Origin of the sequence: Roseovarius sp. (assembly GCF_030373445.1) — a bacterium.
GTDB lineage: Bacteria > Pseudomonadota > Alphaproteobacteria > Rhodobacterales > Rhodobacteraceae > Roseovarius.
In genome coordinates this window covers 179,146-201,893 of the sequence record NZ_JAUCYU010000008.1, presented here as the reverse complement: position 1 = coordinate 201,893, position 22,748 = coordinate 179,146, and the positions used below count along the sequence as shown (strand labels likewise).

At 65.6% G+C, this 22,748-nt stretch carries 25 protein-coding genes; 12 read left to right on the top strand and 13 right to left on the bottom strand.

Annotated elements, in window-relative coordinates; genetic code table 11:
• Nucleotides 1–12 precede the first annotated feature (12 nt).
• The 3 genes from QUV18_RS15725 to greA all read right to left on the bottom strand — a co-directional run bounded on the left by QUV18_RS15725 (nt 13) and on the right by greA (nt 2,057).
• Nucleotides 13–468 carry a universal stress protein gene (locus tag QUV18_RS15725; protein ID WP_300894959.1) on the bottom strand — a complete coding sequence of 152 codons (456 nt, stop codon included), beginning with the start codon at nt 466–468 and terminating at the stop codon, nt 13–15.
• 83 nt (nt 469–551) lie between these two features.
• Nucleotides 552–1,574, bottom strand: a complete 1,023-nt coding sequence (locus QUV18_RS15720) for a hypothetical protein (RefSeq protein ID WP_300894958.1) — start codon at nt 1,572–1,574, stop codon at nt 552–554.
• 12 nt (nt 1,575–1,586) lie between these two features.
• The gene (gene greA, locus QUV18_RS15715) at nt 1,587–2,057 is read right to left on the bottom strand and encodes a transcription elongation factor GreA (RefSeq protein WP_300894957.1); all 471 of its coding nucleotides are present in this window, start codon (nt 2,055–2,057) and stop codon (nt 1,587–1,589) included.
• A 267-nt stretch (nt 2,058–2,324) separates the two neighbouring features.
• Here greA and QUV18_RS15710 point away from each other — a divergent pair, with 267 nt between their 5' ends.
• From QUV18_RS15710 to QUV18_RS15700, 3 genes are all read left to right on the top strand, one after another.
• Entirely contained in the window at nt 2,325–3,971 is a 1,647-nt protein-coding gene (locus QUV18_RS15710) for an electron transfer flavoprotein-ubiquinone oxidoreductase (protein ID WP_300894956.1), read from the top strand.
• 114 nt (nt 3,972–4,085) lie between these two features.
• Nucleotides 4,086–5,804, top strand: coding sequence for a tetratricopeptide repeat protein (locus QUV18_RS15705; RefSeq protein WP_366914668.1), 1,719 nt, complete (start codon nt 4,086–4,088; stop codon nt 5,802–5,804).
• Nucleotides 5,791–6,636, top strand: a complete 846-nt coding sequence (locus QUV18_RS15700) for a 4-(cytidine 5'-diphospho)-2-C-methyl-D-erythritol kinase (protein WP_300894955.1) — start codon at nt 5,791–5,793, stop codon at nt 6,634–6,636. Before QUV18_RS15705 ends, QUV18_RS15700 begins: the two co-directional genes overlap by 14 nt.
• Before the next feature lie 4 nt (nt 6,637–6,640).
• On the opposite strand, the gene QUV18_RS15695 is transcribed toward QUV18_RS15700, so the two are convergent.
• Entirely contained in the window at nt 6,641–7,642 is a 1,002-nt protein-coding gene (locus tag QUV18_RS15695; protein WP_300894954.1) for a polyprenyl synthetase family protein, read from the bottom strand.
• A gap of 56 nt (nt 7,643–7,698) precedes the next feature.
• Between QUV18_RS15695 and QUV18_RS15690 the strand changes: the two genes are divergently transcribed.
• From QUV18_RS15690 to QUV18_RS15680, 3 genes are all read left to right on the top strand, one after another.
• Nucleotides 7,699–7,920, top strand: coding sequence for a DUF2007 domain-containing protein (locus QUV18_RS15690; RefSeq protein WP_300894953.1), 222 nt, complete (start codon nt 7,699–7,701; stop codon nt 7,918–7,920).
• On the top strand, nt 7,907–8,680 hold the full coding sequence (locus QUV18_RS15685) for a methyltransferase (protein WP_300894952.1): 774 nt from the start codon (nt 7,907–7,909) through the stop codon (nt 8,678–8,680). Before QUV18_RS15690 ends, QUV18_RS15685 begins: the two co-directional genes overlap by 14 nt.
• A 114-nt stretch (nt 8,681–8,794) precedes the next feature.
• Nucleotides 8,795–8,965, top strand: coding sequence for a YdcH family protein (locus QUV18_RS15680; protein WP_300894951.1), 171 nt, complete (start codon nt 8,795–8,797; stop codon nt 8,963–8,965).
• Nucleotides 8,966–9,176: 211 nt separating this feature from the next.
• On the opposite strand, the gene phbB is transcribed toward QUV18_RS15680, so the two are convergent.
• The 4 genes from phbB to QUV18_RS15660 all read right to left on the bottom strand — a co-directional run bounded on the left by phbB (nt 9,177) and on the right by QUV18_RS15660 (nt 12,991).
• Nucleotides 9,177–9,899 carry an acetoacetyl-CoA reductase gene (gene phbB, locus QUV18_RS15675; RefSeq protein WP_300894950.1) on the bottom strand — a complete coding sequence of 241 codons (723 nt, stop codon included), beginning with the start codon at nt 9,897–9,899 and terminating at the stop codon, nt 9,177–9,179.
• Nucleotides 9,900–9,968: 69 nt separating this feature from the next.
• Entirely contained in the window at nt 9,969–10,799 is an 831-nt protein-coding gene (locus tag QUV18_RS15670) for a patatin-like phospholipase family protein (protein WP_300894949.1), read from the bottom strand.
• Between the two features lie 37 nt (nt 10,800–10,836).
• A complete protein-coding gene (locus QUV18_RS15665) occupies nt 10,837–12,012 on the bottom strand; it encodes an acetyl-CoA C-acetyltransferase (RefSeq protein ID WP_300894948.1) in 1,176 nt (391 codons plus the stop codon).
• A gap of 139 nt (nt 12,013–12,151) precedes the next feature.
• The gene (locus QUV18_RS15660) at nt 12,152–12,991 is read right to left on the bottom strand and encodes an EAL domain-containing protein (protein ID WP_300894947.1); all 840 of its coding nucleotides are present in this window, start codon (nt 12,989–12,991) and stop codon (nt 12,152–12,154) included.
• A gap of 102 nt (nt 12,992–13,093) precedes the next feature.
• Here QUV18_RS15660 and QUV18_RS15655 point away from each other — a divergent pair, with 102 nt between their 5' ends.
• Nucleotides 13,094–13,663 (top strand): DNA-3-methyladenine glycosylase I, encoded by a 570-nt coding sequence (locus QUV18_RS15655; protein ID WP_300894946.1) that lies wholly within the window; start codon nt 13,094–13,096, stop codon nt 13,661–13,663.
• Nucleotides 13,664–13,777: 114 nt separating this feature from the next.
• On the opposite strand, the gene QUV18_RS15650 is transcribed toward QUV18_RS15655, so the two are convergent.
• From QUV18_RS15650 to QUV18_RS15635, 4 genes are all read right to left on the bottom strand, one after another.
• Nucleotides 13,778–14,644, bottom strand: coding sequence for an alpha/beta hydrolase (locus QUV18_RS15650; RefSeq protein ID WP_300894945.1), 867 nt, complete (start codon nt 14,642–14,644; stop codon nt 13,778–13,780).
• A 61-nt stretch (nt 14,645–14,705) separates the two neighbouring features.
• Entirely contained in the window at nt 14,706–15,188 is a 483-nt protein-coding gene (locus QUV18_RS15645) for a VOC family protein (RefSeq protein WP_300894944.1), read from the bottom strand.
• A gap of 25 nt (nt 15,189–15,213) precedes the next feature.
• Nucleotides 15,214–15,885, bottom strand: a complete 672-nt coding sequence (locus tag QUV18_RS15640) for a glutathione S-transferase family protein (protein ID WP_300894943.1) — start codon at nt 15,883–15,885, stop codon at nt 15,214–15,216.
• Nucleotides 15,882–16,616 carry a DUF1428 domain-containing protein gene (locus QUV18_RS15635; protein ID WP_300894942.1) on the bottom strand — a complete coding sequence of 245 codons (735 nt, stop codon included), beginning with the start codon at nt 16,614–16,616 and terminating at the stop codon, nt 15,882–15,884. The genes QUV18_RS15640 and QUV18_RS15635 overlap by 4 nt, the downstream gene beginning before the upstream one ends.
• 98 nt (nt 16,617–16,714) lie before the next feature.
• Here QUV18_RS15635 and QUV18_RS15630 point away from each other — a divergent pair, with 98 nt between their 5' ends.
• The 3 genes from QUV18_RS15630 (at nt 16,715) to rlmN (ending at nt 20,160) form a co-directional block, all read left to right on the top strand.
• Nucleotides 16,715–17,383, top strand: coding sequence for a helix-turn-helix domain-containing protein (locus tag QUV18_RS15630; protein ID WP_300894941.1), 669 nt, complete (start codon nt 16,715–16,717; stop codon nt 17,381–17,383).
• Between the two features lie 241 nt (nt 17,384–17,624).
• Nucleotides 17,625–18,908 (top strand): DEAD/DEAH box helicase, encoded by a 1,284-nt coding sequence (locus tag QUV18_RS15625; protein WP_300894940.1) that lies wholly within the window; start codon nt 17,625–17,627, stop codon nt 18,906–18,908.
• Between the two features lie 70 nt (nt 18,909–18,978).
• Nucleotides 18,979–20,160, top strand: coding sequence for a 23S rRNA (adenine(2503)-C(2))-methyltransferase RlmN (rlmN, locus tag QUV18_RS15620; protein WP_300894939.1), 1,182 nt, complete (start codon nt 18,979–18,981; stop codon nt 20,158–20,160).
• A 105-nt stretch (nt 20,161–20,265) separates the two neighbouring features.
• Here rlmN and QUV18_RS15615 read toward each other — a convergent pair whose 3' ends face one another.
• Nucleotides 20,266–20,823: a cytochrome b gene (locus tag QUV18_RS15615; protein ID WP_300894938.1), complete on the bottom strand. Its 558-nt coding sequence runs from the start codon at nt 20,821–20,823 to the stop codon at nt 20,266–20,268.
• A 209-nt stretch (nt 20,824–21,032) separates the two neighbouring features.
• Here QUV18_RS15615 and QUV18_RS15610 point away from each other — a divergent pair, with 209 nt between their 5' ends.
• Both QUV18_RS15610 and QUV18_RS15605 read left to right on the top strand, forming a co-directional pair.
• A complete protein-coding gene (locus tag QUV18_RS15610) occupies nt 21,033–22,013 on the top strand; it encodes an amidoligase family protein (protein ID WP_300894937.1) in 981 nt (326 codons plus the stop codon).
• Nucleotides 22,010–22,720 (top strand): gamma-glutamyl-gamma-aminobutyrate hydrolase family protein, encoded by a 711-nt coding sequence (locus tag QUV18_RS15605; protein WP_300894936.1) that lies wholly within the window; start codon nt 22,010–22,012, stop codon nt 22,718–22,720. Before QUV18_RS15610 ends, QUV18_RS15605 begins: the two co-directional genes overlap by 4 nt.
• Nucleotides 22,721–22,748: the final 28 nt, after the last annotated feature.

Genomic DNA, 22,748 nt, shown 5'->3' with positions numbered 1-22,748 from the left:
CGGCCTTCCTACTCAGGTGATGGCCTCCAGCCGTTCCTTCGACAGATCGCCCGGCACGATGGTCAGCGGGATCGTCAGCGTGCCGGAGTTCTTCGAAAGCTGGGTGACAAGCGGGCCGGGGCCTTTCTTGTCGGTGCCGGCGCCAAGCACCAGGACGCCGATCTCCGGGTCTTCCTGGACCTGTGCCATGATCTCCGATACCGGTTCGCCTTCGCGGATGACCAGTTCCGGGTCGACCCCCTGCTTGTCGCGCATCCACTTGGCGAACACCTCGAAATGCGCGTGTATCCTCTCCCGCGCCTCTTCCCGCATGATGTCGCCCACACCGATCCAGTGGTTGAATTCCTCGGGCGGAATCACCGCCAGGACTTCGACACCCGCACCGGTATGGGCTGCCCGCATCGCCGCGAACCGCATGGCGTTCAGGCACTCCTTGCTGTCGTCCAGAACCACAAGAAACTTGCGCATGGTCTCACTCCTCGCCCGTTGGGCATGATGCCCGGAACACCCGGTGCTGGCAATATCATGATACGCGGCGCCGTTTCGCGCCTTCAGTCGAACGTGCCCGTCACCCGCCCCAGCAGCATGAAGGCGCGCGATGTACGGGTGTTCGACAGCTCGGTCAGGTCTGAATCCGTGGCGGTTTCGGTGAAGGCCGAGATCATCCGGTCGAAGATCCGCAGGAAGTGGTGCACGGCGTCACGGAAGATCGGGTCGCTTTTCATCCGCGCAGCGGTCAGCGCCAGCGAGGAACGATCACGGATGCCCCCCAGCTGGGCAATGGAACGGCCGCGCTCTCCGGCGGCGAAGCGGCGCCAGACCTCGGGGCGGGCAAGGTCGGGGCGGAGGTCGTCCATGTAGATGCCGTCATGCGACATCAGCGTCAGCACGTCCTGCGCGGCCTGGATCAGCTGTGCCGTGGGCCGGTCTTTCAGCGCGCGGCGCAGCGCGGCGAAGCCTTCCTTGTCCTCGGCTGTTTCCGGGAAGTTCAGAGCGCGAATGAAATCGGAGCTGGCCAGTGGCGGCCGCATGTCCTCGGCCGGGGTGCCGAGCGGAAGGGCCACCTGGGCGTCGCCTTGGGGCGGGGCGGCCTCGATCTGCTTCGGGGCTTGCGGCGGGGCCAGCGCGTGGCGGGTCGAGGAGAAGGTGGCCAGCGCGGTTTCCGTCTTGCGCTGGGCCGCCGCGATCTCTTCGAGCTTCTTCGAGACCGATGGCTCGCTGACCGCGTTCCGGTTCTGGCTTTGCGTGATATAGGCGTGGCGCATGGCGTCGATGGCCACCTGCAGCCGCTGGCTTTCCTCGCGCATAACCCGCGACGAGCGCGCGGCGGTTGCCGCCACCCAGATCATGGCCACGGGCATGAAGACGGCCAGCATCACCACGATGAACCATGCCGCGCCGCCGGCACCGCCGATCAGCGCTTCCGAGTCCATGAAGAGAAAGAACACGGCCGCCAGCACCAGCCAGCCGGCGGACAGCGCCGCGGCGACTACCTCGATCGCCGTGACCCGTTCCCTGCGTGACTTGTCGTAGAGCCCCAGCGGGGTGGGCGGGGTCTGTTGACGGTCGGCCATGATCAGGACCTGCTAGATATAGGCGATCTTTAGCACTTCGTAGGCCTTGTCACCACCGGGCGTGTGCACTTCGACGCTGTCGCCCTCTTCCTTGCCGATCAAGGCCCGTGCAATGGGCGATTTGATGTTCAGCAGGCCTTTTTCAATACTCGCCTCGTATTCGCCGACGATCTGGTAGGTCTTCTCCTCGTCGGTGTCCTCGTCCACAAGCGTCACGGTCGCGCCGAACTTGATCGGCCCGGACAGCTTGGCGGGGTCGATCACGTCGGACAGGCTGATCGCGCCTTCCAGTTCCTTGATCCGGCCCTCGATGAACGATTGCTTCTCCTTGGCCGAATGATACTCGGCATTCTCCGACAGGTCGCCATGCTCGCGCGCCTCGGAGATCGCCTTGATGATGGCAGGGCGTTCCACCGACTTGAGCTGTTTCAGCTCGGCTTCGATGGCCTCGTAACCCTTGCGTGTCATCGGGATTTTTTCCATTCGGAGTGCCCTTCATGCTGACGGGGCCGCGCGTGTCGGCCCCGGCCTTTGACCATTTCAGATGTCGCGACAGATTGCCCCGATGCTCAAGGTCTTTGCAATAGCCGATGCATGAGGCGGGCGCATTCCGTTGGCGGAATTGCGGCAAATTGCCGTTTTTAACCATCACTAACGTCGTGTTCCAATTGACGGGGGTGTTTCCGAGACGATAACCACGTGCGGAACGAATTCCGGCGGCCGCGTGCCGCGCCTTTGGAAGGAAGACATATGTCCGAGATCGAACGCGAAGCCATGGAATACGATGTCGTGATCGTGGGGGCGGGCCCGGCGGGTCTGTCCGCGGCGATCCGGTTGAAGCAGCTCGACCCCTCGCGCGAGGTCGTGGTGCTGGAGAAGGGCTCGGAAGTGGGCGCGCACATCCTGTCGGGCGCCGTACTTGACCCGTGCGGGCTGAACAAGCTGATCCCGGACTGGAAGGAAAAGGGCGCGCCGCTGAACGTGCCGGTGAAAGACGACAATTTTTTCATGCTGGGCGAGGGGGGCAAGGTGCGCATCCCCAACTTCCCGATGCCGCCGCTGATGAACAACCACGGCAACTACGTGGTCTCGATGGGCAATGTCTGCCGCTGGATGGCCGAGCAGGCCGAGGAACTGGGCGTCGAGGTGTTCCCGGGCATGGCCTGCTCGGAAGTGATCTATGGCGAGAACGGCGAGGTGAAGGGCGTTGTCGCGGGCGAGTTCGGGCGCAACCCCGACGGCACGCCGGGCCCGTCCTACGAGCCGGGGATGGAGCTGCATGGCAAATACGTGTTCCTGTCGGAAGGCGTGCGCGGCAGCCTGTCGAAGGAGGTGATTGCCAAGTACGACCTGTCGAAAGGCAAGGAGCCGCAGAAATTCGGCCTTGGCATGAAGGAGATCTGGGAGATCGACCCGGCCAAGCACAAGCCCGGCAGCGTGACCCACACGATGGGCTGGCCGCTGGGCTCGAACGCCGGGGGCGGGTCGTTCATCTACCACCTCGACAACAACCAGGTCTACGTGGGTTTCGTGGTCCACCTGAACTACAAGAACCCGAACCTCTACCCCTACATGGAATTCCAGCGCTTCAAGCATCACCCGATGGTCAAGGAGCTGCTCGAAGGCGGCAAGCGCGTGGCCTATGGCGGCCGGGCGATCACCGAGGGCGGTTACCAGTCGATGCCGAAGATGGTCGCGCCCGGCGTGGCGTTGCTGGGCTGTTCGGTGGGCATGGTCAACGTGCCGCGGATCAAGGGCAACCACAACGCGATGCTGTCGGGCATGGCGGCCGCCGAGGCGGCGCATGCCGCGATCGAGGCCGGCCGGGCAAGCGACGAGCTGAATGACTACGAGACCGAAGTGCGCGAGGGCGCGATCGGCAAAGACCTCAAGAAGGTCCGCAACGTCAAGCCGCTGTGGTCGAAGTACGGGCTTCTGGCCAGCCTCAGCCTTGGTGGGCTGGACATGTGGACGAACACGCTGGGCTTCTCGCTGTTCGGCACGCTGAGCCACGGCAAGACCGATGCCGAGGCGACCGAGCCCGCCGACAAGCACAAGACGATAGATTATCCCAAGCCCGACGGAAAGCTGAGCTTCGACCGGCTGACCAATGTCAGCTTTTCGATGACCAACCACGAGGAAAACCAGCCCTGTCACCTGCGGCTGATGGATCCGACCATCCCGATCGAGCACAACCTTCCCAAGTTCAACGAGCCCGCGCAGCGCTATTGCCCGGCCGGGGTCTACGAGGTGGTCGAAAAGGAGAGCGGGCCGGAATTCGTGATCAACTTCCAGAATTGCGTGCACTGCAAGACTTGCGACATCAAGGACCCGCCCCAGAACATCAAGTGGGTGACGCCGCAGGGCGGAGACGGTCCGAACTACCCGAACATGTAAGTCTCCGAAAACGTGATCGGCCGGGGCGCGGCAAACCGCCTGCCCCGGATTGCCTTGACGGGGCCGGCAGTCTACCTTGAGCGGCGACAGGAGTTATAGAAGGCAGGCAACCCCGTGACTCGTACAAAGCTCTCGGTTCTCGCACTCGCAGCCGCCCTTTTGCAGGGGGGTGCACAGGCTGCCTCGGCCGACGAGGCAATCGGCGCGTATCTTGCCGCGCGGCAGGCCAGTCTCGACAACGATTACAAAGCCGCCGCCGAGTATTTCACCAAGGCGCTGGCCGAGGACCAATCGAACCCCGCAATCCTGGAAAGTGCCGTGGTGGCCCATGTATCGCTGGGGCACTTCGACCAGGCAATCCCGATTTCCCGGAAGATCGAGGATGACGAACTCTTGAGCCAGGTCGCCTTCATGGTGCTGGTGGCCGACGAGGTGAAGCGCGGAGCGTTCGACGACCTGCTGGACCGCTTCGGACGGGATCACGGCATCGGGTCGCTGGCCGACGGGCTAATCGCGGCCTGGGCGCAGCTTGGCAAGGGCGACATGAGCGCCGCGCTGGATCGGTTCGACGCCGTGGCCGAAGAGCAGGGCCTGCGCAGCTTCGCCATCTATCACAAGGCGTTGGCGCTGGCCTCGGTGGGCGATTTCGAGGCCGCCGAGCAGATTTTTGCTGGCAAGTCCGACGGGCCGATGCAGCGCACCCGCCGCGGCACGGTGGCCTGGGCGGAAATTCTCAGCCAGCTTGAACGCAACGACGAGGCGGTGGCGCTGATCGACGATGCGTTCGGCGCCGACCTGGACCCGGAGATAAGCCAGCTGCGCGAGATGCTTGCGGCGGATCAGCGGGTTCCCTTCTCGCTCATTTCGGGCGCCGGGGACGGCGTGGCCGAGGTGTTCTATTCGCTGGGTCGGGCGCTGATCTCCGACACGAGCGAGGATTACGTCCTGCTCTATTCGCGGATTGCCGAGTATCTCAACCCGGAACACATCGATTCCGTGATGATGACGGCAGAGTTGTTCGAGTCGCTCGGCCGCTACCAACTGGCCACCGATACCTACAAGTCGGTCCCGCGCGAACACCCCTCCTTCACCGCGGCCGAGATGGGCCGGGCCGAGGCGTTGCGCCGGGCCGACCGGACGGATGCCGCCGTCGAGGTGCTGGAACAGCTTTCGGAATCGCACCCGGAACTACCGGCGGTGCACGTGTCGGCGGGGGATCTCTATCGCCAGCTCGAGCGGTTCGGTGACGCGGCGGCCGCCTATGAACGGGCGCTCGACCGGTATTCCGATGATGCCGAGGAACAGTGGTTCGTGCATTACGCGCGGGCGATCTGTTACGAGCGGCTGGGCGAGTGGGAGAAGGCGGAATCCGACTTCCGCCGCGCGCTTGAGCTGAACCCGGAACAGCCGCAAGTGCTGAACTACCTCGGCTATTCGCTGGTCGAAAAGCAGATCAAGCTGGACGAGGCGCTTGGCATGATCGAGCGCGCCGTCGCCAAGCAGCCGAACAGCGGCTACATCGTCGACAGCCTTGGCTGGGTCCTGTACCGTTTGGGCCGGTATGACGAGGCGGTCGACCACATGGAACGTGCCGCAGAACTGATGCCGGTCGACCCGGTGGTGAACGATCACCTGGGCGACGTTCTTTGGGCCGTGGGGCGCAAGAACGAGGCGGAATTTCAGTGGAAACGCGCCCTGTCCTTCGTGGATCAGGAAAAGCCCTCGCCCGATATCAAGCCCGACCGCATTCGCCGCAAGCTCGAGGTGGGACTGGACGTGGTGCTGGAGGAAGAAGGCGCGCCGCCGCTGGAGATCGTCGATGACGGTGGTTGAGGCCTTTGTTCCGGCAAAGGTCAACCTGACGCTTCATGTGACCGGCCAGCGCGAGGATGGGTATCACACGCTCGATTCGCTGGCCATGTTCGCCGATATCGGCGACCGCATGACCATCACCATGCCCGGCGACTACAAGCTGACGGTCGAGGGGCCGATGGCCGAGGGCGTGCCGGAGGACGAAAGTAACCTGGTGCTGCGGGCGGCGCGGATGATGCGGATCAATGCCGATATCCGGCTGGAAAAACACCTTCCCAACGCCGCCGGGCTTGGCGGCGGGTCGGGGGACGCGGCAGCGACGCTGCGGGTGCTGTCGGGGTTTTCCGGAAAGCCGGTTCCGGGCGACGGGATCGAGCTGGGCGCCGACGTGCCGCTGTGCCTGCAATCGGAACCGGCCCGGGTGACCGGGATCGGCGACAAGGTCACACCGGTGCACAACCTGCCACCGCTCGACGCCGTACTGGTGAACCCGCGCCTGCCGGTGCTGACGGCGGAGGTGTTCAAGCGGCTCAGGCACAAGGTCAACCGCCCGATGCCCGATGTGATCCCGGCCTTCGAAACCTCGGCGGAGCTGATCGACTGGCTGCGCGGAATGCGGAACGACCTGCAGGAACCGGCGATCGAGGCCGAGCCGGTCATCCAGCAGGTGTTCGAGACGCTGGAGAAGACACCGGGCTGTCAGATGGCGCGCATGTCCGGCTCTGGCGGCACCTGCTTCGGCATCTACAAGGACGCGGAAACCGCCGGCTCGGCGGCGGGCCGGTTGCAGGAAAGCTATCCGTCGTGGTGGGTGCGGGCGACGCGGCTGAACGCGCCCAACATGTTCGGCTGACCGCTCAGGTCAGGCGCGCGACCACGTAATCCGCCAGTTCGATCAACATCCGCCGCACTTCGTGCTCCGGCAGTTTGGCCATGGCCGTCTTGGCGCGCTCGGCCCAGGCAAGCGCGTCGTCGCGGGTGCGGTCGAGCGCGTCGTGGCGGGTGAGGATGGCGAGCGCTTCCTCGAGGTCGCCGTCGCGCTGGTCGCCCTTCTCGATGGTGCGTCTCCAGAAGGCGCGTTCCTCGTCTGTCGCATCGGCCACCGCCTTGATCACCGGCAGGGTCAGCTTGCGTTCGCGGAAATCGTCGCCGACATTCTTGCCGGTGGACTTGGCGTCGCCCTGGTAGTCGAGCAGGTCGTCGGCGATCTGGAAGGCGATGCCGAGCGCGTCGCCGTAATCGTAGAGTGCCCCGATCCGCTCCTCGCCGGCGTTCGAGATGACGCCGCCGACCTCGGTGGCGGCAGAGAACAGCGCGGCCGTCTTGCCGCGCACGATCTGGAGGTAGATATCCTCGTCGGTTCGCAGGTCGCGGGCGGCGCTGAGTTGCAGTACCTCGCCCTCGGCAATGGTGGCGGCGGCGTTCGACAGGATGTCGAGCACCCGCAGGTTGCCGGTTTCGACCATCAGCTGGAACGCCCGCGCGAAGAGGTAATCGCCCACCAGCACGCTGGACTTGTTGTCCCACAGCAGGTTGGCCGTGGGCCGGCCGCGGCGCTGCTGGCTTTCGTCGACCACGTCGTCATGCAGCAGGGTGGCGGTGTGGATGAATTCCACCGTCGCGGCGAGGTTGACGTCGTATTCGCCGTCGTAGCCGCACATATCGGCCGTGGCGAGCGTGAGCATGGGGCGCAGCCGCTTGCCACCCGCCTCGACCAGGTGCGCAGTGACCTCGGGAATACGCGGCGCGTGGCGCGAGGCCATGCGTTCGCGGATCAGGGTGTTGACCGCCTCAAGCCGCCCCGCGAGGTGGCGCGCGAGTTCCTCATGTGGTTTGGTAGAGGCGTGATCCAGTCCCATTCAACTCACCGTCACACGGCTCGACAAACCGTGCCCCCTCGCCTTATCTCTTGGCCATGAAACAGCTATTGCGCACGAACGACCCGGCCTCGATCGCCTTTGCCAAGGCGCTGCTTCAGGGCGAGGGTATAGACTGCTTTGAAATGGACGTAAACATGAGCGTTCTCGAAGGCTCGATCGGTATTTTCCCGCGGCGGATCATGGTGGCGGATTCGGATTACGAGGATGCCGTGCAAACCCTCACCGACAACGGGATAGAGGTGGATGACGGGGGGTGAGCCGGACGAGGTGACGGCCGACGATTTTCTCGGGGGGAAGCTGCGGATTTACCAGCCGAGGCGCGGGTATCGGGCGGGGATCGACCCGGTGATGCTGGCCGCCGGGGTGCCGGCGAAACCGGGGCAGAGCGTGCTGGACCTTGGCTGTGGCGTGGGCGTTGCGGCACTGTGCCTTGGCCGGCGGGTGCCGAAGTTGCGGCTGACGGGGCTGGAATTGCAGGGTGACTATGCCGCGCTGGCGCGTCGCAACGGGGCGGAGAACGGGCTGGCGTTCGAGGTGGTGGAGGGCGACCTGTCGGACATGCCGAGGGCGCTCAGGGAACGGCAATTCGATCATGTCATTGCCAACCCGCCCTATTTCGACCGTGCCGCCAGCACCCCGGCCACCGAGCCGGGGCGCGAGGCGGCGTTGGGCGAGCGGACGCCGCTGGCGGAGTGGGTGAAACAGGCGGCGCGGCGGTGCATGCCCGGCGGGCACGTCAGCCTGATCCACCGGGCCGAGCGCCTGCCGGAGCTGCTGACGGAGGTGGCGCGGCATCTTGGCAGTATCGAGTTGCTGCCGCTGGTGCCGCGTGAGGGCCGGGAGGCAAGGCTGGTGCTTCTCCGGGCGCGAAAGGGCGGGCGTGCGGAGTTTCGCCTGCACGACGGCTGGATCCTGCACGCGGGGGTTGCGCATCCGGGAGACCGAGAAAACTATACTGCGGCGACCGCCTCGGTTCTGCGTCAAGGCAAGGCACTGCCGTTTTCCGGCTCATTTTAACAGCATTTGAATCGCATAGTTCCGCTTATGCTGCGCCTGCAGCGTGACAGAGTCATAATTCTGTGATGCACTGAAAAGGTGCATAACGCACATCAGCAACGAGAGGAGACGCCAATGAGCTTGAGTTCACATGTCGAGGAACTGAAGAAGAAACATCAAACCCTCTCCGAACGGGTCGAGGAAGTACAGCGCTCTCCGGGCGCGTCCGACTTCGAAATCGCCGAACTCAAGAAGCAGAAACTGCGCCTCAAGGAAGAGATCGCACGCCTGTCGGAAGACGCCTGAACGGTGTCGTCCGCCGTGAATTGCCGAGGTTGATGACAGCCGTCATGGCGTGATTTCACGGGCCTGATCAAACAGATAGCCAGTTGCGTATCCGCGCGACCAGCGGGCGTTTTGTGCGCCGCCAAACCTCACGAAACACCACCACGGAACGCGAAAAGGGGCCGGTCAAGATGACCGGCCCCGTTGTGCTTACGCGATTGCATCCGGAGAATCAGCCGAAGAACTGCGCGCCGTTGGCCGAGATGGTCGATCCGTTGATGAACTGCGCGTCGTCGGAGGCAAGGAAGGTGACGCAGCGGGCGATCTCTTCCGGCTCGCCAAGGCGGCCGGCGGGGATCTGGGCGACGATCGACTCGCGCACCTTTTCCGGCACGGCCATCACCATCTCTGTCGCGATGTAGCCGGGGCAGACGGCGTTGGCGGTGATGCCGGCGCGCGCGCCTTCCTGGGCGAGGCTGCGGACGATGCCGATGTCGCCTGCCTTGGTCGCGGCATAGTTGACCTGTGCGAACTGGCCCTTCTGGCCATTGATCGAGCTGATCACGATGACGCGGCCGAACTTGCGTTCGCGCATGCCGGGCCAGACCGGGTGAACGGTGTTGAAAACGCCGGTCAGGTTGGTGTCGATCACCTCCTGCCATTGCTCGGGGCTCATCTTGTGGAAGGGCGCATCGCGCGTAATGCCGGCATTGGCGACGACGATGTCGATCGGGCCAAGCTCCTCCTCGACCTTGGCGATGCCGGCCTTGCTGGCCTCGTAGTCGGCCACGTTCCACTTGTAGGTCTTGATGCCGGTGGCCTCTGTGAAGGCGGCGGCCTTTTCGTCATTGCCGGCATAGGTGGCGGCGACGTTGTAGCCTTCGACCTTCAGCGCCTTCGAGATGGCCTCGCCGATGCCTCGGCTGCCGCCGGTCACGAGTGCAGTTCTTGCCATGTGATTCCTCCAATTCATTACTTGGCTTGGTAACGGTGTTACCGATACGGGCTCAGGTACGCAACATTGTTACTCTCGTAAAATCCGCTTCGCGTCCGCCGCGCCCATCTTCCATGTCTCCAGCAGCTTGGCGGGGTCAGTGAAGTCAATCTTGTCGGCCGGTGTCTCACTGCCGGGATGCACGTAATAGCGGCTGTCGTCGTCGGGCAGCCGCTTGTAGTCGCGCGTCAGCAGGATGAGGGTCTCTCCCTCGTCGGGCTCGGGCATGGGCGCCTGATCGGCCATGCCGCCATCCACCACCGGGCGGCCATCCCAATGGGGCGGCTTGAAGACCGGCGGGATGACGGCGGCGGCACAGACGAGGTCATCCAGAACCCTCTCCCGCGCGGCCTTGTTGGCGTCGACCAGGGAATAGTCGAGCCCCATCTTCTCGGCCCAGTCGAAATGGGGCGCGTTCTTGATGTGCAGCTCGGCCTCGTAGGCGAGGGTCATCGCCGCGCCCGAAAGGGCGGGCGGGAGCGGGTCGGGCGGGTGCGCGATGAGAATCTGGAATTGCGGGCCGTCGGCGATCTTTGACTGCACCGCGTCGTCGAGCGCCTCGGAGACGACTTCGCAATAAAGGGTCTGGTGCGGCGTCAAGCCGCTGTCGTCATCCTCGAACAGGTTGATATTGCTGTCCTGCTCCTCGAACCGGGCGCACATGACCTGAAGCAACCTGTCCTCGATGCCGCCGAGCCACGCTGCACCGGCAAGGGCGCCGCCCGACACGCCGGTGATCCGCGCTGGCTTGAAATGCCGGGTCTTTTCAAGTTCCTGCATGAACCCGCCTTGCCAGAAACACCTCAGGCCTCCGCCGGAAAAGACGATTTGCTTGGGGTTTTCGGGCAGGATCTGGCGCATGAAAAAAGGGCGGGGCCGAAGCCCCGCCGTTTCTGTCTTACGGGCGTTCGACGCACATGGCGACGCCCATGCCGCCACCGATGCAGAGCGTGGCGAGGCCTTTCTTGGCGTCGCGGCGCTTCATCTCGAAGAGCAGGGTGTTCAGAACGCGGCAGCCCGAGGCGCCGATCGGGTGGCCGATGGCGATGGCGCCGCCGTTCACGTTCACGATCGAGGGATCCCAGCCCATGTCCTTGTTCACGGCACAGGCCTGGGCGGCGAAGGCTTCGTTGGCTTCGACGAGGTCGAGGTCATCGACGCTCCAGCCTGCCTTCTCCAGCGCCTTGCGGCTGGCGCTGATAGGGCCCACGCCCATGATCGACGGGTCGAGCCCGGCGGTGGCGTAGGAGGCGATGCGCGCGAGCGGTTCGATGCCGCGCTTTTCGGCCTCATCGGCGCTCATCAGCAGGACGGCGGCGGCACCGTCGTTGATGCCCGAGGCGTTGGCGGCGGTGACGGAGCCGTCTTTCGCGAAGGCCGGGCGCAGCTTCTGCATGGCGTCGATGGTGGCGCCGTGGCGGATGTATTCGTCCTTGTCGACCACGATGTCGCCCTTGCGGGTCTTGACCGTGAAGGGGGTGATCTCGTCCTGGAACCTGCCGGCGTTCTGGGCGGCTTCGGCCTTGTTCTGCGAGGCGACGGCGAACTCGTCCTGCATCTCGCGGGTAATCTGCCACTGGTTGGCGACGTTCTCGGCGGTCTGGCCCATGTGGTAGCCGTTGAAGGCGTCCCAGAGGCCGTCGCGGATCATGGTGTCGATGTACTTCACGTCGCCCATCTTGTGACCGGCGCGCAGGTGCGCGGCGTGGGGCGAGAGGGTCATGTTTTCCTGGCCGCCGGCGGCGATGATGCTGGCATCGCCAAGCTGGATGTGCTGGGCGCCCAGCGCCACGGCGCGCAGGCCCGAGCCGCAGACCTGGTTGATGCCCCAGGCGGCGCTTTCGATCGGCAGGCCGGCGTTGACATGCGCCTGGCGGGCCGGGTTCTGGCCCTGGGCGGCGGTCAGCACCTGGCCGAGGATGGTTTCCGACACTTCGGCCTTGTCGATGCCCGCGCGCTCGACGATGGCTTCGAGCACGGCGGTGCCGAGATCGTGGGCCGGGGTGTTGGCAAATGCGCCGCTGAACGAGCCGACGGCGGTGCGTGCCGCGGATGCGATAACTACGTTGGTCATGTCTTCCTCCACCAGGTGACTGCGTGACCGGAGGCGCCCCGGCGCCCGCCATGGGTGCCTGTGCGGACTCCCCCGCCTTGGCTGGGTGATACCGCATGGCTTGGGGCCCGGCAACGGTTGGATTGTCACAGGAGGCGGGTCAGGCGGTGGCGGTTTCGCCGGTGTCGGATTCCCACGGGGGATGCACCGTGGGGGCGCCGAAGAAATAGCCCTGCAGGCAGTCCATCCCGATGGATTGGAGGAAGGCCGCGTCCTCGGCGGTTTCGACGCTTTCGGCGATGCAGACCATGTCGAAATGTTCGGCGATGGACATGAGCGCGCCGGTCAGGACCTGGTTATCGGTGTCGCGGGCGACGCAGTGGATGAACTGGCCGTCGATCTTGAGGATGTCGAAGTAGAACTGCTTGAGATAGCGGAAGGAGGTGTAGCCCGAGCCGAAATCGTCGAGCGCGAAGCTGACGCCCTCGGACTGCATCTCGGTCATGAAGGCGATTACCAGCTCGGGCACGACGATGGCCGAGCTTTCGGTGATCTCGAGGATCAGGCGTTCGCCGGCGGTCGGGTCGGCGCGCAACCCGTTGCGCAACGTCGCGATCCAGCGCGGATAGCCGATCGAGCGGGCCGACATGTTGATGGCGAGCCGCAGGTCGGGGTAGTCGTGCATTGCCCGAAGCCCCTGTTCCAGCGCGATGCAGTCGATGATGCGGCCGGTTTCCGTCGTCTCGATCTCGGCGATGAAATCGCAGGCGGGAATGATCCGGCCGGTGCTGTCCATCACCCGGATTAATCCTTCGTAAAAGGCGGGCTTTCCCGGCGCGCCGGCGGGCACGATGGCCTGGTAGGCCAGCATCGCGCGATCGTTCTGGACCGCGTCGGTTACCATTTCGATAACCGACCGGTCCCGGCTGGTCACGGCGAAGTTCAGCGGGTTGTCATGCCCGGCCGGAATGTCGGCCCAGTCACTTGGATATTTCCCCATTTGCGCGCTCCTGATTGCACCCGCTTCACAGGGTGGGGCGCAGCCGCTAAGGAAGGCTTAAAGCGCGAATTTGAGCGACCGGGCCGGTCGGGGAGGCAATCCATGGGCGAAAGATGCGGCTGGGTGGGCGATGACCCGATCTACGAGGCCTATCACGACACCGAGTGGGGCGTGCCCGAATGGGACAGCCGGGCGCTTTGGGAGAAGCTGGTTCTCGACGGGTTCCAGGCGGGGCTGAGCTGGATCACGATCCTGAAGAAGCGCGACAATTTTCGCGCGGCTTTTCAGGGGTTTGACCCGAACGTGATTGCCGGATGGGGCGAGGCGGAGGTGCAGCGCTGCCTGGCGGATCCGGGGATCATCCGGCACCGGGGGAAGATCGAGGCGACGATTGGAAATGCCCGTGTCTGGCAGGAGATCGAGGCGGAGCAGGGGTTCGATACGTACCTTTGGGCCTATGTCGGCGGGCGGCCGATCCAGAACCGGTTCGCAAGCCTGGCGGAGGTGCCGACCGAGACGGAAATTTCGCGAGCAATTTCAAAGGATTTGAAGAAAAGAGGCTTCAAGTTCTGCGGGCCGACCATCGTCTATGCGTTCATGCAAGCGGTGGGGATGGTGAACGACCATATCGTCACCTGCCCCTGTCACGAGCCGGTTCGGAAGCTGGGCTGAGGGGTCAAAAACCAACGTCGGTATTTTGTCGGTATTTTGTCGGTATTGCGTCGGTGCGGTTTCGGTGCGGGCGCGGGCCTCGTCCGGCCTTTCGGCCGGCCTCGCGCGGGGGGATCAGTTGCCGGCGGGCGCGCGGGTATCGAGGAAGGTCTCGATCATTGGCAGCAGCGCGGGCTGTTCGAGGATCGTGAGATGCGTCGTGTCCGGCAGGATCGCGAGCTGTGCCCCGGGGATCGTGCGGTAGAGGTGGAGCGCGTGCTCGGGCTGGATGAAATCGGTGTCGCCGTTGACCACGAGGACCGGGACGCCGATGCCGGCGATGCGGTCGTCGGGCCAGCCCCAGTCGGAGGTGATGAAGGCGGTCATCTTCTGCATGGTCTGCGGCACGGTTTCGGCGCCGCCGGGGTTCTTGGCGGCGATCTCGGCCGCCATGTCGGCGAAATCCTCTTCGCTGGGCATGAGGGCCAGCACGTCCGGAGAGGGCTGGTAGTTCGGATCCTTCTGCATCTCGATCATGCCGGGCATGAAGCCCGAGGGCTGTGACGCGGCGGAGATCGCCACGACCGAGGCGACGCGCCCGGGGGCGTTCACGGCAAGTTCCAGCGCCAGCATGCCGCCGGCGGAGAAGCCCACCACGTGCACGCGGTCGACCGAGAGGGCGTCGAGCACGCCCAGCGTATCGCGGCGCATGGTCTCGGCCGTGAGCGGGCCGTCGTGCAGGGGCGTATGGCCGTGGCCCTGCTGCTCGACGCCGATCACGGTATGGGTTTCGGTCAGCACGGGCAGCATGGCGCCGTAACTGGCCTCGAAGCTCATCATGCCGCCGTGGAGCATGAGCACCGGCACGGTGTCGGGGGTGAGTTCGCCGTGGACCTCGTAATAGATGTCGTGCCTGTCGACGGAGGCGGTGTCGGCCCCTGCGGGGGCGGCAAATGGCAGGAGGGCGAGCGGCAGGGCGGCGGCCCGGGATAAGCGTTTCATGTTCGAATGTCCTGTTGAGGGTGGTGCCCGGGGCCGGGGCCCCGGGTGGTACGCCGAGAGGTCAGCCGCGGCGGGCGGCCTCGATCGTGGCGATGTCGATCTTCTTCATCGGCATCATGGCTTCGAAGGCGCGCTTGCCCTCTTCCCCGCCGGCGGCGAGCGCGTCGGAGAGAACGCGCGGGGTGATCTGCCAGGAGATGCCCCACTTGTCGCGGCACCAGCCGCATTGCGATTCCTGCCCGCCGTTATCGACGATCGCGTTCCAGTAGCGGTCGGTTTCTTCCTGGTCGTCGGTGGCGACCTGGAAGGAGAACGCCTCGGAATGGGTGAACATCTCGCCGCCGTTCAGGCCGAGGCAGGGGATGCCCATGACCGTGAAGGTGACGGTGATGACGTTGCCCTTCTTGCCGCCGGGATAGTCGGAGGGCGCGCGGTGGACGCCCGTGACCTCGCTGTCGGGAAAGGTCGCGGCGTAGAAATTCGCGGCTTCCTCGGCATCATCGGTGTACCACAGGCAGACGGTGTTCTTGGGGGTGGTGGTCATCGTGTTGTTCTCCTCCACGCCTCGATCAGGCGGTTTCGGTTTCGCGGGCCGCGTCGGCGGCCTGCCAGTGGGCCATGTGATCGCGCATGGCGCGTTCGAAGGCGGGCCGGGCGGTGGCGCGGTCGAGGTAGGCGCTGAGGGCTCCGTGATCGGCGAGCCCTCCTTCGGAGGCGACGTTGCGCAGGGTGTCGACCATGGCGATGTCGGCGATGCTGAAATCGCCGGCGATCCAGTCGCGTGTCGCCATGCGTTTCTCTATCGCGTCGAGCCGGGTTTTCGCGAAGGCGAAGGCGTGGTCGATGACGTCGCCCGAGGGGGGCGGGCCGAAGAAATCGGGGAACTTCTGCCCCAGCAGCATGACCTGCCAGTGCATCGTCGCCATCTCGACGGTGTTCAGCGCCGCGAAGAGCCACTGGCTGATCTCGGCGCGCCGGTCGTCGGGGAAGAGCGCGGTGCCGCGGGCCACGTGTTGAAGGATGGCGCCGGATTCGAAGAGGGTGAGGTCGCCGTCGCGGATGATCGGCACCTGTCCGAAGGGCTGCATGCCGAGATGCGTGTCGGACTTGGGGCGCGAGGGCACGGTGGCGGTTTCATAGGGCTGGCCGACCTCCTCGAGCGCCCAGCGGACGCGGAGGTCGCGGACGAAGCCGCGGGGGAAGTCGGGGACCCAGTCGAGGGTGTAAAGCGTGAGGGTCATGCTGCTGCCGCCTTTTCCTTCGAGTCGAACAGCGGCTCGAACCCGCCCCATGTCATGCGCATGCCGTCGAAGGGCATCTGCGACATGTCGTAATCGGCCATGTCGGCCTCCATCTGCTTGGCGGCGGCGTCGCACGTGGCGCGGTCGGGCCAGGTGACCCAGCTGAAGAGGGGCATTTCACCGTCTTCGGCCTTGGTGGCGCGGTAGAAGTCGGTTTGCTTGCCATGGGGGACGTAATCGCCCCAGTTCTCGGTCATGCCGGTGGCGCCGAGCTTCTCGAACATCTGCCAGCCCTCGTCGGCCATGTCGGCATAGGCCTGGCGGTTCTTTTCCGGGACGGCGAGGATGAAGCCCTGGTAGTAGCCGGCATCGGCGAGGGTGCCGCGTTCGTAGACGGGCTCGAACCCGCCATAGATCATCCGGCTGCCGTCGAAGGGCATTTCGGACATGCTGGCCATGGCCGGGTCGGACATCATCTTTTCCCAGGCTGTGTCGGAGGTCGCCTTGTCGGGCCAGATGATCCACGAGAACACGATGGATTCGTCGTCCTTGGCGTTCACCGCGCCGTAGAAGTCGGTGACCTTGCCCTTGGGGATATCGACGCCCCAGGTTTCGATCATGCGCGTGGCGCCGTGGGATTTCATGATCGGCCAGGCCTCGTTGCAGTGGTCGAGGTACTTCTGCCGGTTCGCGGTGGGCACGGCCATGATGGCGCCGGTGTAATAGGTCATGTCGCGTTTTCCTTTGTCCTGAACGGGGCCGTCCGAATCGGGCCCGATGACCTAGCGTGACACTTGCAGTAGTAAAAAACAACTGATAGTATGAAAACATGACTGAACAGGCGAAAACCCCCCGCCTTCGCTATGACGAAGGCTGTCTTGCCGCCCATGCGCTGAACCTGATCGGTGATCGCTGGGCGCTGCTGGTGGTGCGCGAGCTGGTGTTCGCGCCGAAGCGGTTCCAGATGATCCGGGCCGGGCTGCCGGGGATCACGGCGAGCGTGCTGACCGGGCGGCTGGGGCAGCTGGTCGAGGCCGGGGTGGTGGCGCATGATGTGCGGCTGGGGATCTACAGCTTGACCGACGCCGGGCACGGGCTGTTGCCGGTGCTGGAGGCGCTGTGCCGCTGGGCGCTGATGGTGCCGGGGCATGACCCCAGCCGGTTCATCAGCCCGACGGCGCTGATGATCTCGATGGGGGTGAACCTGTTGCCGGAGAAGGCCGGGGAAGCCGTGGCCGGGTTCGATTTCGGCAGCGAGGCGTTCGAGATGCGGGTGACGGGTGGAGAGGTTCGGACCGTGGCGGTCGAGAGGCCGGAGGCGCCTTTCTTGCTGAAGGGCAACGGGAACGGGATGGCCTCGGCCGTCTACGGGCGGCTGACGCTAGAGGAGTTGGTGGAGAACGGGCGGGTGAGCGTGACGGGCGATGCCGAAGCGGCGCAGCGTTTCGTGGCGATGTTCGGCCTGAGGCGCGAGGGGGCGCGTGACGCAACAGATTGACATGCGGGGCGGTTGGCCCCATATGGGCGCTGTCCGCTGCGCAGCCGCGTGAGCTTGCCGTGCCCCATAAAGGGCCATCAGCGACACCATGCTTTCTAGGTCCCCATCACGCAGGGTTCTTGACGCAACGGCCGGATGGCGCGGGAGACGCCCGCCCGTTCCGAGGCCAGCGCAAACCCTCGACGGCCGCGATGCGGCCAGACGCAAAGGCCGCAGGGACGCGGCCCAAGAAGGATACCCTTTGCAAGATTTTTCCGAATTCGGCCTGTCGCCGAACATCATCGCCGCGCTGACCCGCGCCGGCATCGACAAACCGACCCCGATCCAGACCAAGGCGATTCCGCCGGCGCTGGAGGGGCATGACATCATGGGGCTGGCGCAGACCGGCACTGGCAAGACGCTGGCCTTCGGCCTGCCGCTGGTGGAGCATCTGCTGGCCAACCCCGGCAAGCCGCTGCCGAAGACGGTGAAGGCGCTGGTGCTGGCGCCGACGCGCGAGCTGGTGAACCAGATCGCCGACAATCTGCGCCCGCTGACCGAGGGCACCAAGCTGCGGGTCTTTACCGTGGTGGGCGGCCAGTCGATCAACAAGCAGATCGCCGCGCTGGGCCGGGGGACGGATATCCTGGTGGCGACGCCGGGCCGGCTCATCGACCTGATGGATCGCGGTTCGGTCGACCTGAGCCAGGCGAAATCGCTGGTGCTGGACGAGGCGGACCAGATGCTCGACATGGGGTTCATCCATGCGCTGCGGAAGATCGCGCCGAAGCTGGGCACGCCGCGCCGGACGATGCTGTTCTCGGCCACCATGCCGAAGCAGATGGAGGAGCTGTCGGGCGCCTACCTGACCAACCCGGTGAAGGTGCAGGTGGCCCCCCCGGGCAAGGCCGCCGACAAGATCACCCAGTCGGTGCATTTCCTCGACAAGGGCGACAAGCCCGGCAAGCTGCGCGAGATCCTGACCATGAACAGCGACGCGCTGACGCTGGTGTTCGCGCGCACGAAACATGGTGCCGAGAAGCTGATGAAGGGGCTGGTGCGTGACGGGTACAACGCCGCCTCGATCCACGGCAACAAGAGCCAGGGCCAGCGCGACCGCGCGATCAAGGCGTTCCGCGAGGGCACGGTGACGGTTCTGGTGGCGACGGACGTGGCCGCGCGGGGGATCGACATTCCCGACGTGGGCTATGTCATCAACTACGACCTGCCGGAGGTGCCGGACAATTACGTGCACCGGATCGGGCGGACCGCGCGGGCCGGCCGAGAGGGCGAGGCAATTGCCTTCTGCGCGCCGGAGGATGCGGACCTGCTGCACCAGATCCAGCGGCTGATGAAGATCGAAGTGCCGGTGGCCAGCGGCGAGAGCCCGCTGCCGGCCAATGGTGCGCGCGGACCGCGCCGGGGTGGCGGGCAGAACCGTCGTCGAGGCGGCGGGGGCGGGGGTGGCAACCCTGCCGCCAACAACGCCCCCGGCGGTGCGCCCAAGCGCAACCGCCGCAGGCGCCGCCGGAGCAAGGCCGCGTAAGGCAAAAACTTTTGGAATCGGCGTGCAGATCGTATATCTGCACGCATCTGAGAACAGGACCGCCAGAGCCATGACCGATAGTGCCCCCATCACCCAGGATGTGCTGACGATCCCCCGGAAGCTTCCGGAGGGGCCGGTGAATATCGTCGGGCTGACCCGTGACAAGCTGCGGGAGGCGCTGATTGCCAATGGCACGCCCGAGAAGCAGGCCAAGATGCGGGTCAACCAGATCTGGCAGTGGGTCTACTGGTGGGGCGTGCGCGATTTCGAGGCGATGACGAACCTGTCGAAGGCGTATCGCGCGCAGTTGGCGGAGAAATTCGTCATCGAGATCCCGGAGATGGTGAGCAAGCAGGTCAGCGCGGACGGGACACGCAAGTATCTCGCCCGCATCGCCGGCGGGCACGAGGTCGAGGTGGTGTATATCCCCGAGACCGACCGGGGCACGCTGTGCATTTCGAGCCAGGTGGGCTGTACGCTGACCTGTTCCTTCTGTCACACCGGCACGCAGAAGCTGGTGCGCAACCTGACCGCCGGGGAGATCGTGGGCCAGGTGATGATGGCGCGCGACGACCTGGGCGAGTGGCCCAAACCCGGCGAGGGCGCGGGGGAGAAGCCGCGCCTGCTGTCGAATATCGTGCTGATGGGGATGGGCGAGCCGCTTTACAATTTCGACAACGTGCGGGACGCGATGAAGATCGCCATGGATGGCGAGGGGATTTCCCTGAGCCGCCGGCGGATCACGTTGTCGACCTCCGGCGTGGTGCCGGAGATTGCCAAGACGGCCGAAGAGATCGGCTGCATGCTGGCGGTCAGTTTTCACGCCACCACCGACGAGGTGCGCGACAAGCTGGTGCCGATCAACAAGAAGTGGAACATCGCCACGCTACTGGAGGCGCTGAAGGCCTATCCGAAGGCGTCGAATTCCGAGCGGATTACGTTCGAGTACGTGATGCTGAAGGACGTGAACGACAGCGACGAGGATGCAAGGCGGCTGGTGCAGCTGATCAAGGGCATCCCGGCAAAGATCAACCTGATCCCGTTCAACGAATGGCCCGGCGCCCCGCACCAGCGGAGCGACTGGGAGCGGATCGAGCGGTTCGCCGATATCGTCTACAAGGCGGGGTATGCGAGCCCGATCCGGACGCCCCGGGGCGAGGACATCATGGCGGCCTGCGGGCAGCTCAAGTCGGCCACCGAGCGGCAGCGGAAATCGCGCAAGGCCATCGAGGCCGAGGCGGGGATGGGCTGAGCGTTTCCGTCCCGGTGCGGGCGGAATCCTGGAAAAATTCCGGGGTAGGACATTCGAATGTCCTACCCCGTTTTTTTGCAGAGAACGGCGCGTCGGCGCCCGGGGTCAGCCCGCCATGCGGTGCAGTACCTCGTCGCGGCGAATGAGGCGATGCCAGATCACCGCCATGGCGATATGGCCGAGGATCAGCAGCGCAAGGACCCAGCCCATTTCGCCGTGCAGTTCGGCGGGGGCCTGCATCCAGGCGATTTCCGTTTCGCGGGGGGCGAAGATCTGCCAGCCGAAATAGGAAAAGCCGCGATCGCTGCCTGCGGCGGCGAGGAGGCGGGTGAAGGGCACGATGACCATCAGCGCGTAGATCGCCACGTGGCCCGCCACCGCCGCCCGGCCGAAGAGGTCGCCGGTATGGGCGGGCCGGCGGGGCAAATTGGCGAGCCCCCACGCCCCGCGCAGCAGCACCAGCAGGAAGAGCGTGGCGCCAAGGGGGTAGTGGTAGCTCCAGAGCAGGTCGCGGGTGGCATTCTCGCGCGGCAGCGCCCAGTGGGCGGCGGCGGAGAGGAACTGGGCCGCGAAGAGCAGGGCCATGCCCCAGTGCAGGATGCGGGTGATCAGGCCGTAGCGGTGGGGGGTGTCGGTGAGGGTGGTCATATACTCTCCGGTCATCTGTGGAATGGATGGTTTGAAATCGGCAGGTGCTGTGCCGGTTTAGAACAGCTAACACGTTGACCCTGAACCGGATTGTCGCGAGCTCACGGAAATGTAACCGGGGGTGATGGGCCGGGCGCCAAGGATCGGGCCACGGTGCGCGACAATGCCGGGAAAACGGGCCGGATTGTGATTGCCTCTGGCGGGGGGGCGCCTAGATTGGCGGTATGGTTTCGCCCGAGAACAGCTTTGCGCCCCTGCCGCAGCCGGACACCGCCGAGGGCGGGCCGCGCCTGACCGGTGTGGAGATCGAGCTGGGCGGGCTGGACGAGGCGCGCTGTGCCGAGTTGTGCGCGCGGCACCTGGGTGGGGTGGCGCGGCAGGTGGACGAGGCGATCTGGCAGGTCGAGGGCAGCCGGATCGGGGGGCTGAAGGTTTATCTCGATACCGCGCTGCGCCATGCCGACAAGACCGCGCTCAGGGATGCCGCGCTGAGCCTTGGCCGGGAGGTGATCCCGGTGGAGATCGTGACCGACCCGCTGGACCGCGACGGGCTGATGGCGCTGGACGATCTGCGCGAGGCGTTGAGGCAGGCCGGTGCGCTGGGCAGCGGGGGCGGGCTGTTCTTCGGGTTCGGGGTGCATCTGAACGTGCAGGTGGCGTCGGACCGGGCGGAGGCGATCGTGCCGCCGCTCTTGGCCTATGCGCTGATCGAAGACTGGTTGCGGACCGCCAACCCGATCGACCAGATGCGCCGGGTGCTGCCCTTTGCGGCGCCCTATCCGCGGCGGCTGGTGCGGCGGCTGATCGCGCTGGGGCGCGGGGCGCGGCTCGGGCACGTGATGGATGCCTATGTGCAGGAGGCGCCGTCGCGGAATTTCGGGCTGGACATGCTGCCGGTCTTCGCGTGGATCGACGCGGCGCGCATCGAGTCGGTTCTGACCAGTGCCACCTCGGCGCGGCCGACCTTCCACTTCCGTCTGCCGGATTGCCGGATCGACGAGCCCGGCTGGTCGCTGGACCGGGAATGGCGGCGCTGGCGGACGGTGGAGCGGGTGGCGGCCAATGCCGATGCGCTGGCGGAGCTGTCGCAGGGATGGGACGCGGCCCATGCGGGCGTGCCGCTGCCAAGGGCGTTCTGGGCCGAACGGTGCGGCGCCGTGCTGACACAGCGGGGGCTGGCGGATGCGGGCGGGGGCCCGGCATGAGCCGGCCGGTGATCGCGGTCACCACCTCGCGCCGGTCGGGCTGGCGGATTTTCCCGCTGGTGGCGCTGAACGTCTGGATCGCCGGGGGCAAGTCGGTGCGCTGGGACGAGGCGGGAGAGGTCGACGTGCCGTCGGTGGACGGGGTGATCATCGGCGGTGGGGACGACATATCGCCCGACCTTTATGGCGGGCAGATCGTGACCTCGGCGCGGCTCGACCCCGAGCGGGACGCGATGGAGCGCGGGATCGTCGAGGCGTGTTTCGAGGCGAAGAAGCCGGTCCTGGGCATCTGCCGGGGGAGCCAGATGCTGAACGTCGCGCTGGGCGGGACGCTGCACCAGGATGCCTACGAGATCTACCAGGAGAGCCGCAAGCACTGGACCGTATTGCCGCGCAAGACGGTGCAGGTGGAGCGGCACACGCGGCTGGCGTCGATTGCCGGCGAGCACGCGATGCGGGTCAATGCGCTGCACAGCCAGGCGGTGGACGAACTGGGCCGGGGGATGCGGGTGGCGGCGCGCGATCCGGGCGGCATGATCCAGGCGGTGGAGCGGGTGCGCGACCCGTTCGCGCTGGGGGTGCAGTGGCATCCGGAGCATTTGTTCTATGCAAGGCGGCAACGGCGGCTGTTCCGGGCGCTGGTGGCGGCGGCGACCGCACGGCGCGAGCGCGAGGCGCAGTTGCAGCGGATCGATGACGTTATGTGAGGCGGGGTCTGCAGGTGCGCGGCAGGGA

What these genes read in the sequence shown, in the direction of transcription:
- QUV18_RS15725 (WP_300894959.1), bottom strand. Translation starts at nt 468, where the DNA reads ATGCGCAAGTTTCTTGTGGTTCTGGACGACAGCAAGGAGTGCCTGAAC.
- QUV18_RS15720 (WP_300894958.1), bottom strand. Translation starts at nt 1,574, where the DNA reads ATGGCCGACCGTCAACAGACCCCGCCCACCCCGCTGGGGCTCTACGAC.
- greA (WP_300894957.1), bottom strand. Translation starts at nt 2,057, where the DNA reads ATGGAAAAAATCCCGATGACACGCAAGGGTTACGAGGCCATCGAAGCC.
- QUV18_RS15710 (WP_300894956.1), top strand. Translation starts at nt 2,325, where the DNA reads ATGTCCGAGATCGAACGCGAAGCCATGGAATACGATGTCGTGATCGTG.
- QUV18_RS15700 (WP_300894955.1), top strand. Translation starts at nt 5,791, where the DNA reads ATGACGGTGGTTGAGGCCTTTGTTCCGGCAAAGGTCAACCTGACGCTT.
- QUV18_RS15695 (WP_300894954.1), bottom strand. Translation starts at nt 7,642, where the DNA reads ATGGGACTGGATCACGCCTCTACCAAACCACATGAGGAACTCGCGCGC.
- QUV18_RS15690 (WP_300894953.1), top strand. Translation starts at nt 7,699, where the DNA reads ATGAAACAGCTATTGCGCACGAACGACCCGGCCTCGATCGCCTTTGCC.
- QUV18_RS15685 (WP_300894952.1), top strand. Translation starts at nt 7,907, where the DNA reads ATGACGGGGGGTGAGCCGGACGAGGTGACGGCCGACGATTTTCTCGGG.
- QUV18_RS15680 (WP_300894951.1), top strand. Translation starts at nt 8,795, where the DNA reads ATGAGCTTGAGTTCACATGTCGAGGAACTGAAGAAGAAACATCAAACC.
- phbB (WP_300894950.1), bottom strand. Translation starts at nt 9,899, where the DNA reads ATGGCAAGAACTGCACTCGTGACCGGCGGCAGCCGAGGCATCGGCGAG.
- QUV18_RS15670 (WP_300894949.1), bottom strand. Translation starts at nt 10,799, where the DNA reads ATGCGCCAGATCCTGCCCGAAAACCCCAAGCAAATCGTCTTTTCCGGC.
- QUV18_RS15665 (WP_300894948.1), bottom strand. Translation starts at nt 12,012, where the DNA reads ATGACCAACGTAGTTATCGCATCCGCGGCACGCACCGCCGTCGGCTCG.
- QUV18_RS15660 (WP_300894947.1), bottom strand. Translation starts at nt 12,991, where the DNA reads ATGGGGAAATATCCAAGTGACTGGGCCGACATTCCGGCCGGGCATGAC.
- QUV18_RS15655 (WP_300894946.1), top strand. Translation starts at nt 13,094, where the DNA reads ATGGGCGAAAGATGCGGCTGGGTGGGCGATGACCCGATCTACGAGGCC.
- QUV18_RS15650 (WP_300894945.1), bottom strand. Translation starts at nt 14,644, where the DNA reads ATGAAACGCTTATCCCGGGCCGCCGCCCTGCCGCTCGCCCTCCTGCCA.
- QUV18_RS15645 (WP_300894944.1), bottom strand. Translation starts at nt 15,188, where the DNA reads ATGACCACCACCCCCAAGAACACCGTCTGCCTGTGGTACACCGATGAT.
- QUV18_RS15640 (WP_300894943.1), bottom strand. Translation starts at nt 15,885, where the DNA reads ATGACCCTCACGCTTTACACCCTCGACTGGGTCCCCGACTTCCCCCGC.
- QUV18_RS15635 (WP_300894942.1), bottom strand. Translation starts at nt 16,616, where the DNA reads ATGACCTATTACACCGGCGCCATCATGGCCGTGCCCACCGCGAACCGG.
- QUV18_RS15630 (WP_300894941.1), top strand. Translation starts at nt 16,715, where the DNA reads ATGACTGAACAGGCGAAAACCCCCCGCCTTCGCTATGACGAAGGCTGT.
- rlmN (WP_300894939.1), top strand. Translation starts at nt 18,979, where the DNA reads ATGACCGATAGTGCCCCCATCACCCAGGATGTGCTGACGATCCCCCGG.
- QUV18_RS15615 (WP_300894938.1), bottom strand. Translation starts at nt 20,823, where the DNA reads ATGACCGGAGAGTATATGACCACCCTCACCGACACCCCCCACCGCTAC.
- QUV18_RS15610 (WP_300894937.1), top strand. Translation starts at nt 21,033, where the DNA reads ATGGTTTCGCCCGAGAACAGCTTTGCGCCCCTGCCGCAGCCGGACACC.
- QUV18_RS15605 (WP_300894936.1), top strand. Translation starts at nt 22,010, where the DNA reads ATGAGCCGGCCGGTGATCGCGGTCACCACCTCGCGCCGGTCGGGCTGG.